The organism is Bradyrhizobium sp. LMG 9283, from assembly GCF_045571415.1.
In the GTDB taxonomy this organism is placed as follows: Bacteria; Pseudomonadota; Alphaproteobacteria; order Rhizobiales; family Xanthobacteraceae; genus Bradyrhizobium.
The window spans coordinates 2880246-2894153 of record NZ_CP120691.1 but is presented as its reverse complement, the minus strand read 5'-3'; the positions used below and the strand labels follow the sequence as shown (position 1 = coordinate 2894153).

At 60.2% G+C, this 13908-nt stretch carries 11 protein-coding genes and 2 pseudogenes; 3 read left to right on the top strand and 10 right to left on the bottom strand.

All coding sequences use genetic code 11. The features are described from left to right. Positions 1–20: 20 nt before the first annotated feature. The 6 genes from P6U29_RS13445 to P6U29_RS13420 all read right to left on the bottom strand — a co-directional run bounded on the left by P6U29_RS13445 (position 21) and on the right by P6U29_RS13420 (position 7342). Positions 21–1148 (bottom strand): branched-chain amino acid ABC transporter permease, encoded by a 1128-nt coding sequence (locus tag P6U29_RS13445; protein ID WP_407119316.1) that lies wholly within the window; start codon positions 1146–1148, stop codon positions 21–23. Positions 1149–1164: 16 nt separating this feature from the next. Then, positions 1165–2115: a branched-chain amino acid ABC transporter permease gene (locus tag P6U29_RS13440; RefSeq protein WP_407118030.1), complete on the bottom strand. Its 951-nt coding sequence runs from the start codon at positions 2113–2115 to the stop codon at positions 1165–1167. Between the two features lie 92 nt (positions 2116–2207). Then, the gene (locus P6U29_RS13435) at positions 2208–2993 is read right to left on the bottom strand and encodes an ABC transporter ATP-binding protein (protein ID WP_407118029.1); all 786 of its coding nucleotides are present in this window, start codon (positions 2991–2993) and stop codon (positions 2208–2210) included. Beyond that, complete coding sequence (locus P6U29_RS13430) at positions 2990–4960, bottom strand: AMP-binding protein (RefSeq protein ID WP_407118028.1); 1971 nt, start codon at positions 4958–4960, stop codon at positions 2990–2992. Before P6U29_RS13430 ends, P6U29_RS13435 begins: the two co-directional genes overlap by 4 nt. Positions 4961–5286: 326 nt before the next feature. After that, positions 5287–5643: an Mth938-like domain-containing protein gene (locus P6U29_RS13425; protein WP_407118027.1), complete on the bottom strand. Its 357-nt coding sequence runs from the start codon at positions 5641–5643 to the stop codon at positions 5287–5289. A gap of 160 nt (positions 5644–5803) precedes the next feature. Further along, on the bottom strand, positions 5804–7342 hold the full coding sequence (locus P6U29_RS13420) for an amidase (RefSeq protein ID WP_407119315.1): 1539 nt from the start codon (positions 7340–7342) through the stop codon (positions 5804–5806). Between the two features lie 542 nt (positions 7343–7884). Here P6U29_RS13420 and P6U29_RS13415 point away from each other — a divergent pair. Next, entirely contained in the window at positions 7885–8091 is a 207-nt protein-coding gene (locus P6U29_RS13415) for a DUF2905 domain-containing protein (RefSeq protein WP_407118026.1), read from the top strand. A 419-nt stretch (positions 8092–8510) separates the two neighbouring features. Here P6U29_RS13415 and P6U29_RS13410 read toward each other — a convergent pair whose 3' ends face one another. The 3 genes and pseudogenes from P6U29_RS13410 to P6U29_RS13400 all read right to left on the bottom strand — a co-directional run bounded on the left by P6U29_RS13410 (position 8511) and on the right by P6U29_RS13400 (position 9835). Continuing rightward, positions 8511–8933, bottom strand: a complete 423-nt coding sequence (locus P6U29_RS13410) for a hypothetical protein (RefSeq protein WP_407118025.1) — start codon at positions 8931–8933, stop codon at positions 8511–8513. Between the two features lie 5 nt (positions 8934–8938). Next, positions 8939–9160, bottom strand: coding sequence for a hypothetical protein (locus tag P6U29_RS13405; protein WP_407118024.1), 222 nt, complete (start codon positions 9158–9160; stop codon positions 8939–8941). A gap of 207 nt (positions 9161–9367) precedes the next feature. Then, positions 9368–9835: pseudogene (locus P6U29_RS13400) on the bottom strand (metallophosphoesterase family protein). Positions 9836–10434: 599 nt separating this feature from the next. On the opposite strand from P6U29_RS13400, the pseudogene P6U29_RS13395 reads away from it, so the two are divergent. Further along, a pseudogene (locus P6U29_RS13395) lies at positions 10435–11153 on the top strand (response regulator). Then, a complete protein-coding gene (locus P6U29_RS13390; protein WP_407118023.1) occupies positions 11150–12493 on the top strand; it encodes a sensor histidine kinase in 1344 nt (447 codons plus the stop codon). Before P6U29_RS13395 ends, P6U29_RS13390 begins: the two are co-directional and overlap by 4 nt. Before the next feature lie 505 nt (positions 12494–12998). On the opposite strand, the gene P6U29_RS13385 is transcribed toward P6U29_RS13390, so the two are convergent. Beyond that, positions 12999–13364: a hypothetical protein gene (locus P6U29_RS13385; protein ID WP_407118022.1), complete on the bottom strand. Its 366-nt coding sequence runs from the start codon at positions 13362–13364 to the stop codon at positions 12999–13001. Positions 13365–13908: the final 544 nt, after the last annotated feature.

Below are 13908 nucleotides of genomic sequence, written 5' to 3'. Positions count from 1 at the left end.
GCGATCTCGGCCCGATCGCTTCAGTAAGGAAACGGCCAAAGTCTGAGCTTCTCCTTGCCAATCGAAATAAGCCGGGCAAAGCCATGTGGCTCCTTGATGAGAAGATAGCAGATCAATGATCCAAAAATGATGAACTCCAGATGAGTAATCGTCTCCGTCGACAGCGGCACACCGAGTTGGGTTGGAATCAGGTTCAGCATGATCGGCAGAATGAGGATGAAGGCTGCGCCGACGAATGAACCCATGATCGATCCAAGGCCGCCGATAATCACCATGAACAGAAGCTGCAGCGAGCGGTCGATCGAGAAGGCGAGCGGCTCCCACGAGCCGAGATAGACGAACGCCCAGAGCGCGCCCGCCACGCCGATAATAAATGAAGAGACCGCAAACGCCGTGAGCTTTGCGTAGAGTGGCCGGATGCCGATCAGTTCGGCGGCGATATCCATGTCGCGGATTGCCATCCATTGCCTGCCGAGATTACCGCGAACGAGGTTCTTCGCCAGAACCGCGAACACCGTTACGAAGATCAGGCACAGCAGATAGCGCTCAATCGGCGTGCCTACGTGCAGACCGAAGAAGTTCAGTGCCGGTGCATTGACCGACCCTGAGGGCGCGTAATTGGTGAACCACGGCACGCGCAGGAATACCCAGTCGAAGAAGAACTGTGCCGCGAGCGTTGCGACCGCGAGATAAAGGCCCTTGATCCGCAGGCTGGGAATACCGAAGAGGATTCCGGCAATCGCTGCCATGAGCCCGCCGAGCAAAATGGATGTCAGCACGGGCAGCGGCGGGATCGAAATCGCAAAGCCAAGCCAAGCCAGCGGAATATGAACTCCGGTCCCAAACTTGTAAGCAGAGTAGGCACCGATGGCCATGAATGCGCCGCTGCCGAGCGTGATCTGGCCGCAATAACCGACGAGAATGTTTACGCCGATTGCGGCGAGCGCGAGGATCAGGAAGGGCAGCAGAATGGCGCGAAGCAGATAGTCGCTGCCGAACGGCCAAATGTCGAAGTCGGCCAGCAGCGGCACACCGATGAAGGCGATACCGAGCAAGGCGGCGAGCGCAATACGGTCCTGGCGGATCGGGAAGATCGCCATGTCCTCCGCGTAGGTCGTCTTGAATTGGCCTGCCTCGCGATAAAGCACAGCGAATTCCTCCTGGTCAGATTCGCTCGATGATCCGCTCGCCGAACAGCCCCTGCGGCCGTACGAGCAGCACCGCCAACGCCAGCACATAGGCGAACCAATATTCGATACCGCCACCAATATGAGACCCCAGGAACACCTCGGCGATCTTCTCGCCCGCACCCACAATAAGTCCGCCGACGATGGCTCCTGGCACCGAGGTAAGGCCCCCAATGATCAGGACAGGCAATGCCTTCAGCGCGAGAAAGGTGATGGAGAACTGTACGCCCAGCTTGGTACCCCACACGGTCGCCGCAACCAGCGCAACGAGACCGGCGGCAAGCCAGACCACGAACCAGATCCAGCTGATTGGAATCCCGACCGACTGCGCGGCCAAGTGGTCGTCGGCAACCGCCCTGAGGGCGCGGCCGGTCTTGGTTTGCTGGAAGAAGATTGCGAGACTCGCGACCAGAATGCCGGCGATAACGGCGCCCCAGACATCCAGCTTGTTGACCAGAACTCCACCCGGAAAATGACTTTCGAACAGGAACCAGACGTCTGTCGGGAACAGTCGCAACGGGTAAACATCGGAACCGAAGATCATCTGCGCTGCCCCCTCGAGGACGAATGTCACGCCGATGGTGGACATGAACAGCGTGAGGGCGCCCTGATTGACAAGCGGTCCGACCACGAACCGCTGTATCAGCCATGCTGTTATCGCCATGATCACGGCTGCGAAGCCAATGCCAAGAATGATCGCAGTCCATGGCGAAAAGCCCCTGGCTATCAGCAGGTCGAGCGAGCGAACCAGCGCAAGCCCGGCAAGCAACACCATTGCGCCCTGGGCAAAATTGAACACACCAGATGCTTTGAAGATCAACACGAAGCCGAGCGCGACCAGCGAATAGAGCACGCCGGACATCAATCCGCCGATCAGCACCTCGAGAACTTGACCCAATGCGATCACGCAACGCTCCCTAGAGATCATGATGCGATTACAAGCAATCGCATCATAATCTCATCTCTTTGTTTGAGCATGATCTTTTCGGCAAACCGGTTTCCACTTTTGTAGATCATGCTCTAGTGCGCGACGCCAAGGTAGGCGTCGATCACGCCCTGATCCTTTTTGACCTCATCCGGCGTGCCGTCGGCGATCTTCACGCCATGATCGAGCACCACCACGCGATGGGAGAGATCCATCACCACAGCCATGTCGTGCTCGACCAGCGCAATGGTCGTGCCATAGTGAAGGTTCACGTCGATGATGAAGCGCGACATGTCCTCCTTCTCCTCGAGATTCATGCCTGCCATCGGCTCGTCGAGGAGAAGAAGATCGGGCTCCATTGCAAGGGCGCGGCCAAGTTCGACGCGTTTCTGGAGGCCATACGGCAAACGCGCAACCGGTACCTTGCGGATCGCATCAATCTCCAGAAAATCAATAATCTCCTCGACCCGGTGCCGATGCTCGATCTCCTCCGCCAGCGCAGGACCGTAGCGCAGCATCTGCCACAGCAGGCCCCGGCGCATCTTCAATGTGCGGCCAGCCATAATATTGTCGAGCGCGCTCATTCCCTTGAACAGTGCAACGTTCTGAAAGGTTCGCGCGATACCGCCCCGGGCCGCCTCGAACCGCTGCATCTCGGCGCGGGTCCTTCCCTTGAAGGTGATGGCGCCGTGATTGGGATGATAAAAGCCGTTGATGACGTTGAGCATCGAAGTTTTCCCGGCGCCGTTCGGTCCGATGATGGCGCGAATTTCACCTTTGCTGATGTCAAACGAAACGTCCCTCAGCGCTTTTACGCCACCAAACGCCAGCGATACGCGCTCGACCTGAAGCAGGATTTCGCTCGTGTCAGGCATTCTCATGCGGCTCTCCCCAAAGATTCCGTCGCGCCAGTTGTTTGCAGGTCACGGATCCTGACCCGAGCCGCGATCACACCCTTGCGACCATCCTCAAACGTGACGTCGGTGGAAATGTCAGCCTCACTCGAACCGTCGTAGAGCGCGGTAATCAGCGGCGCATAGCGCTCGGCGATGAACCCGCGGCGAACTTTCTGCGTGCGGGTCAATTCGCCATCATCCGCGTCGAGTTCCTTGTGCAGAATGAGAAAGCGGCGAATCTGCGCGCCCGCCAGCACCCTTCCCTCCACGAGAGAGCGGTTCACCTCAGCAACATCCTTCGCCACCATGTCGTAGACCAGCGGATGCCCCGCGAGCTCCTGATAGGAACCGTATGCGATGTTGTTGCGTTCGGCCCAGTTCGCTACAGCGACCGGATCGATATTAAGAAGGGCGCAAACGAAATCCCTGCCATCGCCGTAGACGACCGCTTCCTTGATGTTGGGAAAAAACTTCAACTTGTTCTCAAGATACTTCGGCGCAAACATCGTGCCGTCAGCTAGCCGACCAACGTCCTTCGCGCGATCGATGATCTTCAGGTGTCCGGTCTTCTCGTCGAAGAAGCCGGCGTCGCCGGTCTTGACGTAGCCGTCGGATGTCATGGCTTCCGCAGACTTCGCCTTATCCTTGAAGTATCCCACGAACATGCCCGGTGAGCGGAACTGCACCTCGCCTGTTTCCGCGATGCGGATGTCGACGTTCGGTGCAGCCGGGCCGACCGTATCGGAGTAGATCTCGCCGTGAGGCTGGCAGGTAACGTAAAGGAACGCCTCGGTCTGACCGTACAGTTGCTTCAGGTTTAATCCGATCGAGCGATAGAACGCGAACAGATCGGGACCGATAGCCTCACCTGCAGTATAGGCGACTCGCACGCGAGACAGGCCAAGAACGTTCTTGAGCGGCTCGTAGACCATCAAACGTCCGACCGCATAGAGCAGCCGGCCAGACAGCGGCACCGGCTTTCCGGTCAAAATCTGTTCGCCATACCGCCGCGCAATGCCAAGGAAGTAGTTGAACATGTGCCGCTTGATGGCTGCGGCGTCCTCCATGCGGATCATCACCCGCGTCAGCATGGCCTCGAAGCCACGCGGCGGGGCGAAGTAGAAGGTTGGTCCGATCTCGCGCCGATCCTGTTCGATCGTCTCACTGCTCTCGGGACACGCCAGGCAGAATCCCGCGACAATGCCCTGCGCATAGTTGAGGTAATGGTCACCAACCCACGCGAGCGGCAGGTAGGCGAGCGCCACGTCCTTGTCGGTCAGCCTGTCAAACCTGACGGTATCAGTCGCAGCGTCGATGCAGCCTCGCGCCGACAGCATGACGCCTTTCGACGCGCCGGTTGTTCCCGACGTGTAGAGGATGATCGAGATGTCAGAACCTTCGCCCTGCCGGATGAACTCGTCGATCTGCCTGCCGAGCGCCGCGCTGGCTGTCAGCGCGGCGCAGCCGTCTTCAATGACATCGTGGATTGCGATTAATCGGTCGTGATCGTAGTCATCGAGGCCACGCGACTCGTCATAGACGATCTTGCGGAGATGCGGCACCCGGTCGGATACGGAAAAGACTTTGTCGACCTGCTCCTGATCTTGCGCCGCAACAAACTTCACGCCGGCGTGAGCGAGGACATGAGCAAGCTCGTTAGCCACTGCATCCGAATAGACCGGAACCGGAATCGCGCGCAGCAATTGCGCTGCCATCAACGTCCAATAGAGTTTCGGTCGGTTGGCACCAACGATGGCGATCGTGTCTCCTGGCTGTAATCCAAGTCGGTGCAAGCCCGCGGCGTACGCGCGCACGATTTCTGCAACCTGGGCCCAGGTCCATGTCTGCCAGATGCCGAGATCCTTGTGCCGAAACGCAGGGCGGCTGCTAAACTGCGCGGCATTTCGCGCCAGCAGCTTGGGGAACGTGTCGAACGATCCGCCAACGGCCATGTCGGTCTCTACCTAAAATCGGCACGTTGATTCGCGCCTGCTTATTGTGACGCTGCGCCCTTCGGGAAGCAGCCATACAGACTCCGCATGCGTCGATTACATTACAACAGATCGAAAGTCCTACAAGTCCCGGCTTGACCGCCCCAAACTCATCGATGGGTATCAATTGGTAGAAATGAGCAAGCGGCGACCGACGGCAGCGTAGCTTGGCGCTACTTGCAGTAGCAGGTCTTCAAGGATGCAGACCGCGATTCGGCTACAGGCCGATATGCCCGCGCGCCTTGACCGCAATCGAGGCCGCAACTTCGGGACCGTTCGAATCCAATTCAGCAGGTAACGTGAAAAAGGCCGATCTTCTTCGCGCGCGAGCTGTTGAACGTATGGATCGCCTCAGGGGTCGGCTGCAACACGACCGCGCAGCCCTTTTTCGCAAAATACGCCGCAGCTTCCGGCGATAGATGCACATTGCCCATCTGGCCCGAGCCAAGGATCAGCTGCTCGCATCCATCCTCGAAGACGAACCTCGCTTCGTCCTTCGAGAGGACGTGCGAGGTGCCGTAGTGCTTCTTCGACAACTTCTTCTTCCGCTTTGCCACTTCGCCGGACAGACGGACGATCACGTCGTGTTCATAAGTTTTTCCGTCAATCGTGATGGTGCCGAATGTGGTGCGTTCGATCTCCATGGTTGACCTCCTCATGATCCCCGCACAAGGCCCCAAATCCGCGTCGGCACGAGCCTGGCATCGATGTCAGGGCAGCCCGCATCGCTCGCCGGCTCGCGGGCCTCCTGTTGCGAACCCTGGACTCCGGCGGTGCCGTTAGCCGGCAAGTCGCTCCTGCCGTCTACCCGACGATCTGGAACGCGTCAGCCGCACGCAACACCGTGCCGTCCTCCCAGCGGCGTCCGATCAGCATCATGCCAACCGGGAGCCCTGCTGACATGCCTGCCGGAACCGTGGCGGCAGGATGGCCCGTGACGTCGAACGGGCAAGTGTTTGAAATCATCTCGAGTGCTCGCGCAACGTAGTCCTCGCGGCTCGCATCCGGGGCCGGGAGTAGCGTGGCCTTCAAAGGTAACGTAGGCATGAGCAGGAGATCGACTTGTTTAAGTTGCTCATCGTAGGCGGCGCGTAACACGCGCGCGAGGTTTTGGGCCTTGGCGTAATAGCGGCCCTGGTAATTGTCGTGCATGTACTGACCGAGCAGGACGACGAGCTTGACGGTGTCCGAAAGGTCGTTGGCGCGCGCCGACCGGCTCCGGCCGTAGAAGTCCAGAAGCGAAGTTGTGTAGTGCCCTTTCCAGTTGGTTCCCATGCTGTTGCCCGCGACCATCAACGCCGTGGCGCCCTCGACGGCAATCGCGTTCCAGATGTGGACGCCATCACGATGCAGGGGGATCGAGACCTCGCTCACGGTTCCCCCTGCTCGCGTCAAGCGCTGTGCCGCCTCGCGCACCATGGCGTCGACGTCGGGCTGGGAATTGGGCCAGCCGAATCCTTCCTTGACGATCCCGATCTTTAGGCCGCGGGCGTCGCCTGTGAGCTGCTTTGTATACGCCTCCGTGCGCAGGTCCGCTGGTTGGCGTGGGTCGAGGCCATCGGCCCCGGCGAGCACCTCGAGAAGCCGGGCGGCATCGCCGGCGGTACGGGCAATGGGTCCGGTATGATCGAGCGTCAATTCAATCGGAAAGACACCTGTGTATGGCACAAGTCCGTGCGTGGGCTTGTGGCCAACCGCTCCGCAGAAAGAACTGGGAATTCGGATCGACCCTCCCTGATCGCCGCCGATGGCCATATCGCACTCGCCGGCGGCGACAAGCGCCGCGCTGCCGCTGGAGGAGCCGCCGGCAGATCGCTTCGGATCGTGCGGATTGAGTACGGGCCCAGTGTCAGAGGTATGGCTGCCGCCCGAGAAGCAAAGATGTTCACACACGGCCTTGCCGACAATCTCCCCACCGGCATCGAGGATGCGGGTCACAATGGTCGCGTCCACGTCGGGCACATAGCCCTCCAACACGTTGGAACCGTTCATCATGGGAATCCCGGCGACGCACACATTGTCTTTGATCGCGACCCTCTTGCCCGCGAGAGGCCCCGACGTTGCGCCTTTAATCGAGCACCTCCAGTACCAGGCGTTGAGCCGATTATCTGAGCCGGGTGGACGGAATCCCGCATCCCGCGGGTATTTCACCGCCAATGTCGGCTCCGCGAACTGGTCCAGGCGACGGTATGACGCAAGCACACCGTCCATAAGGTTGCGGAACGACGTCAAATCGTCGCGGCTGAGATCCAGGTTGTAGGATTTGGCGATGCGCCCCAATTCAGGCAGCGGCGGCTTGCGCAGAATCCGCGGAGCCGTCACCGTCGGAGGCGGCGCTTGCATGCCTGACTCGGCGGCCGCACGAACGGGCGTTGTCGCGGCGGCGACAACGGTTGCTGCTGCGCCGGCCGCGCCGGCATGAAGGAAGCGACGACGCGAATAGTTTGGCGATGCTCTCATGGCATATCCTCCCTCGACCAATCGGTTGGCTTCTCAATCCACCGCTCGTCCTAAGGCGTCGGGTCACCAAGCGGTGGCGGCCAGCATGCGAAGATGCAACATCACTATGAATCCTAGCATCCGGACAGAGCTGAGGCGCAGCAGTTGCATGAGGTCGGAACGTGAGACGTGAGCAGATCGGCAGCGAAGGCCTCTACCGGATGCCTCCGGCATCCTCGCGCGGACTGCGGAGCAACGCGCCGTCCAGCAGGCAGATTATCGCGCAGCCACCAGCGATCTTCAAGAGCTTGTGCGCGTGTCCACGTCGCTCGAAATCGCTATACTGACCTATCGGGGCCGTGCGACGGACTGCGGTTACGGCGGCACGCCAACTCCGCTTGCTCTCGCTCAATCGGCTCGCCCACTGCGATCGCAGGCCCGGCGCAATGTCGATTTCGCTTCTCCTCATCATCTTCGGCTTGTCGCTCGTTGCGCTTGGACTGCTATGGCCGGTGATCAACAAGGTCGGCTTGGGCCGCTTGCCCGGCGACATTGTCATCGAGCGCGACAACTTCCGAGTTTATATCCCGCTCGCAACATCGTTGCTGGTCAGCGTGATCCTTTCCCTGATCCTTTGGCTCGCGAACCGTTAGCCGCCGGCGCCTTCTTGCTCGGAGTGGATGGCACCCGGCAGCGCTCGCGGCTGTCCTGCCGGCAGCATCATCGTCTGCGCCGTGAGGAGCCAGGGCATCCACATTAATCGTGTGGCCTGCACCCAAAACGTGAAAGGGTTAGCTGCCTCGAACGAGGAGCCGAGCGCTTCGAAGGACGGCGTTGCCGCAGGTTGATTGACATCTGTTCCCAATCACCATTCGGCGATTGCCGGCGAACGATGTCGATGTCGAGGCCGGGCAGACGAGCGCTCGCTCTTGTGGCATCGATATCGCCCTCAGAACCGTACATCCGCTCAGACATCGGCCTCTCCATCTCCGTGCACCGATTCCGTCCCGCAGGGCACTCGCCCTCGAACCGGCCTTAATTGATTATCGCTCATTCTACCCGGCAACGATCGTTAGCCGAGAGGTCGGGTTTGCCTGAAATGGAAGCCGTTCGGAGTGAACCTGCGGGCCACGGCGCGCGCCTTGTCCTCGCACGTCTCGAGCGCGATCTTCTGGGCCAGCATGACGTCTCCGATCGGCAGCGCGCCGATCGGCATGAAACACAGGCCCTCCTGCAGGCGACCTCTTTCGTCGATCTCGCAGACGTTCACCGACGCCCCGGCGTGGATCCTGTACCGCTTTCCGCTGTCGCTTCCGACGACTTCGAAGTAGCCGCTCCTGGCGAACTGCTCCCGCTGCGCAGGCGATAGCCATCTGCGCAGAAGTCGCAGCGACCGGCCTTCTGGCGTGCTCTCGACGCCGTGCGTGATGAAGAGGCTTCGCGCCGCCTTCACTCGGGAGCGGGCGCCCGGCGGCAACCGTCGAAAACCGAACATGGTGACTACCCGCCGACCAACCTGGGGAAAAAGAGGGTTTCTTCCGCAGTGGGGTCGAACGATCGGATCTGCGAGGTCTGATCAGGGCCCCTCCTGACCGCGGCGGTGAAGCCAGCCTTCGTCAACTCATAGAATCGCTGCTCCGCATTCGCCACTTCCCGTGCGTCGTCGGGGTTGAAAAGGTGACGGCTGTCGCCGGTGCGGTTCATCACGATCTGGATCGCCATGATTTTCCTCCTCGGATGGATGATAGAAGGACCGCACCAGTATCCGACCGACCTGACGGACTTTCAAGAGAAGAACATGATCGGAAGACGCCACTCTGCCCCCGGTAGGCGCCTCAGGCAGGTGTCGCCGATCGGGTCCGGCATGTCCCGAACCTCGGCAATTGCCTGCTCCGGAGAGACACCGCGCTCCGTCCAGGCTCATCCAAATCACTCGGCGCGACCAAGGTCGTGAATGACCGGCCGAAGGTCACCTGAGGTTAGCACCAAGGTAGCCAACGTGACAGGCAGCTTGAAACGCCGCGGCCCGGCGCTTCCAGGATTTAGAAAGAGCACACCGTTAATCGTTTCGATCCGCGGTCGATGCGAGTGGCCGGAAACAACGACATCAACTCTGCGAGTTGCTGGATCGATCTGCAGTTGCTGAAGATCGTGCAAGACATAGAAGGACCGATCGCCGAGCCTTACCATCAGAGTATCGGGATAGTGTTACGCCCAGCCGCCGGCATCGATGTTTCCTCTGATCGCAGTGACATGTGCAATCCGACGGAGTCTGACGAGAACGTCCGCCCGACCGATGTCACCAGCGTGGATAATGTGTGCCACCCCGGCAAGCTCCCGCTCCGCCTCGGGCCGCAGGAGCCCGTGAGTGTCCGAGATGATGCCAATCCTCAGCACTGCGCGGTAGTATCCTTCGATGCGCGGCGGGTCTGAGCACCTTGATACCGTAACATGGCAGCCGTCCAACAGTCGCCATCCGTCACGACACGCGAGATGGCCGTGCGACTCGCACCCTGCGTCAGGTCAACGGGCGTGGCCGACGACGATCGCAATACGAGAACGAGCAGCCAGGTTATTCGAAATGCGGCTCTGCGAAGAAGCCGTCCTTTTGTGGTGCCGCGATCATCGTTCCCGGCTGATGAGCCTCTCGAGATTTCCAGAACCACCCCGCGAGAAACGGCGTCCATTGCGCACATGCAGCGCTCCTGCTTGGTCGAACATGCGCACGATGGGGGCCGGTTGTCGCAGAACTTTGCCGACGGCTACGGGAGATTGTCGCGATCTGTCTCAGGGATGCTGCATTGCATAGTTCGCGACAGTTTGGGGCCATCTTCACCTGACGCCTGCCCGTTAGCTGCCCTTCCATCACCTTGCTTTCAGTGCGGGTTCCACTGCATCAAATCCTGGCGGCCATGCACGCGGCCGATACATTCTGTTACACTTTTCCGATGGGTTGGGTGGTGGACTTTCATCATGATGCGGAATGGAGCAATCGGATGGACTCAGCACCGCACATCGCCGTCGTGGACGATCATCGTGACATCCGCGACCTGGTCGGCAAATACTTGATGCAGCATGGCTACCGCATCAGCCTTGCTGAGAGCGCTGTCGCACTGCGCCGCTTGCTCGAACGAAGTGCGCCGGACCTGGTGGTTCTCGACATCATGATGCCAGGCGAGGACGGATTGTCTTTCTGCCGCCATCTGCGCAGCACCACGAACCTTCCTGTTATCTTGCTGACGGCCATGGCGGAGGAGACCGACCGCATCGTAGGCCTGGAAGTGGGCGCCGATGACTACGTGACCAAGCCATTCAATCCCCGCGAACTCCTCGCCCGTATCAAGGCGGTGCTTCGACGAGTGCAAAGCCTGCCGCCGCAAAAGGGCCGGCTCGCAAGCAAGATTGTACGTTTTGATCGATGGACCTTTGACGTAATCGGCGCGAGTTGCTGGGAGACGACGGCGTTGCTGTGCCGCTCAGCACGGCGGAATTCCGTCTCTTATGCGCATTTCTCGATCATCCCGGCCTGGTACTCAGCCGCAATCAGCTCCTTGACCTGACCGTCGGCCGAGATGCCGATCCGTTCGACCGGAGCATCGACAATCAGGTCAGCCGCTTGCGGAAGAAAATCGAGGCCGATCCGAAAGTACCCACCTTGATCAAGCCTCACTGGGGTGGTGGATACAGCCTCGTCGCAGAGGTTGGACAGCCATGATGAGCTTGTGGACGCGCAGTCTTGCAGCCCGCTTCATCTGCTTCACGCTGTTGTCCCTCGTGCTGTCGCAAGCAGTCGTGTTCCTCATTTCCTGGGACGAACACGGGCAAGCGATCCGGAAGGCCGCCAAGGGCGAGATGTTCAGCCGGTGTGGCTCGCTCGCCCGGGTCCTGGAAGCGACGCCTCAGTCGCTGCAGACCGACATCCTTAATGCCAGCAACACCAGTTCGGCGAGACATTGGATATCGACGAACGGCCTGAAGGATGCGTCGGCCTGGCGAGAGGAGGCATGGGAGCGCCTGTCGCAGCCATTGCCGCGCGTATCCTTTCCGGGTCACAGCGTGCCCACCGAGGTGAAACAGGATTTCGCTCGCAACGCCGCCAACAGCAGCAGCGCCCTCTCCTCACACTGGATCGACCTGAAGCCGGAATCCTGGCCGCTGTCCCGACCAGCGAAGTTTCTTTATCTTGATGACGCCACCGGCATGGGCCTGGCCGTTCAGTTGGCGAACGGTGCGTGGCTGAACACTGCATTTGCCAAACCCGCGCAAGACGGCTTCTGGACCTCCAAGTCCACCCTGGCGCTCGGCCTTTCGGCGTTATCATTGTCCATCATTGCCGTGTTTGCCGCGCGCGGCATCGCGCAACCCTTGCGCCGCCTCGCCGTAGCGGCCGAGGCCCTTGGCCGGGGCCAGGAAATCGTACCGCTGCCGGAAACCGGCCCCGACGATATCCGACGCACCGCCGAGGCATTCAATCGCATGCAAGCGCGCCTGCACCGTTTCGTCGACGACCGCACCAAGATGCTCGCCGCTATTGGTCATGATCTGCGCACTCCTCTGACTTCGCTCCGTTTGCGTGCCGAATTCGTGCGCGACGAGGACGTCCGCGAGAAAATGCTTTCCACCATTACCGAAATCCAGACAATGACAGAGGCTACCCTCGCATTCGCCCGCCAAGATTCAACCGTGGAGAATACGCGCGCCGTGGACCTCTCGGCTCTGGTGGAAAGTCTATGCGACGATCTCGCCGAACTCGGTCATGACGTCTCTTTCTCGAACGGACAGAAGATCGGCTACAGCTGCCGGCCCGACGCACTCCGCCGGGCGTGTCGTAACCTCGTCGAGAATGCCATCCGTTATGGCGAACGGGCGCGCGTCAGCGTGGAGAGGCGCGCAGATACTATCGAAATCATCGTCTCGGATGATGGACCCGGTATTCCCGACGGGGCCCGCGAGCAGGTTTTTACGCCATTTTTCCGGATAGAGAATTCGCGAAATCGCGAAACGGGAGGCGTAGGTCTCGGCCTTTCCTACGGGGCCGGCACCCAACGTCCGTAGACGGCGCAATCGTGGTGTCAGCTTGCCAAGTGCGGGTGTCCACTTCGCTCGAAATCGCTATACGACCGGAACCCGCACTTCCTTGAGCGCGTGGCGCTTCATCTGCGTCGGTTGAAGCCGTTTAGCTGTTCTGGTGTCCCGTGCCGCTCCCGCGATGCGGCCAAAAGCGCACGGCATCTGCGAGGGATAACCGCCGCGCGTTGACGTCACTATGGAGGAACGAAAATCGAGAGAGTGGTGTCGATTATTGGTGAACCGGATTTCGCTACCCTATCTCTTCAGCTTCTTCTCAACATGATTGCATCTGGTTGCATCTCGGTTGACGGAGCGACGACGGGCAGGCGGATCGCGCCGACGGCTGCTAGGATTTGCCTGAAGATCGCGCTGATCCAAAGGCCCATCTTCTCGGCATGCCTCCGCCGCCGGACGTGCCTTTCGTGTCTTCGTTGAAAGCAGCCGATGGCGTCGCACCGCTCAAGGCGGAGCGGCCGCCGCGCTTTTCGAACTAGTCTCCGAACGTGCCGTAGGGCGCGGTCAACGAGCTGTAGGTCCGACTCTTAATGATGTTATGCAGATTCCTGCGCCGGGCCCCCATGTTGCCGCCATCGTATAGTGGGAAGCACATGGCATCGTTCATCAATTCCGCGAGCGGATGCATGTCCAATTCGCTCCCAACATAGTCCGGATCGGCGGCGATCGCGGCGAGCGACGCTTTCGCAAGCGCTATATCGAACCTCCAAATGACATCGACCGCTCCACGTGACACGATCTCCGCTATCAGCTTCGCTTTTGCGTTCAGCGCCTCGCGCGCGGCCGCCGTCTCCTTCGCAGCGACAATGGCAACGGATGCAACGACCATCGCGACCAGCATGCCACCGATAGGCAAGAGAACGCGGAGCATCAAGCTTCGCCTGAGAGGCGTCAGCAAAGGCGGCAGACGGAGACGTGGATTCATGTGGAGGTGCATGCCCTTGCGTATCAAGCCGGGACTCGACCGAGCCAAAAGATCGCATCATCCAGCGCGAAGAACATGGGCACTTCGGCAGTCGACGTTCGATGCAATGCGCTCACTACGGCACACCCCGTCTTGTTGCGCAGATTGGGAAGGCGAATAGGAGATTCCACAATTCGACAAATGGTTCGCATATTTGCGCCCCGACATCACGTTCAAAATCTGCACGCAACGTACAGTGAGACGCTTCAACCCAATACGCCCGGGCCGCAGGCGCGCCTGACGAGGCTACGACCTCGCATCGTTGGCCGGCGGGACCGCACGCGTCCCACACAGGATGCGCGTGCCTGCCGGCGACGCAGACTGTGACCGGTCGACAAAGTCGCATCGTCCAACTTGCTGCAGCAGAAAAGGTCTCCGTCGGGCACGGCGGAGACCTTCCCTGGAAGTTCAACCCTGCTTA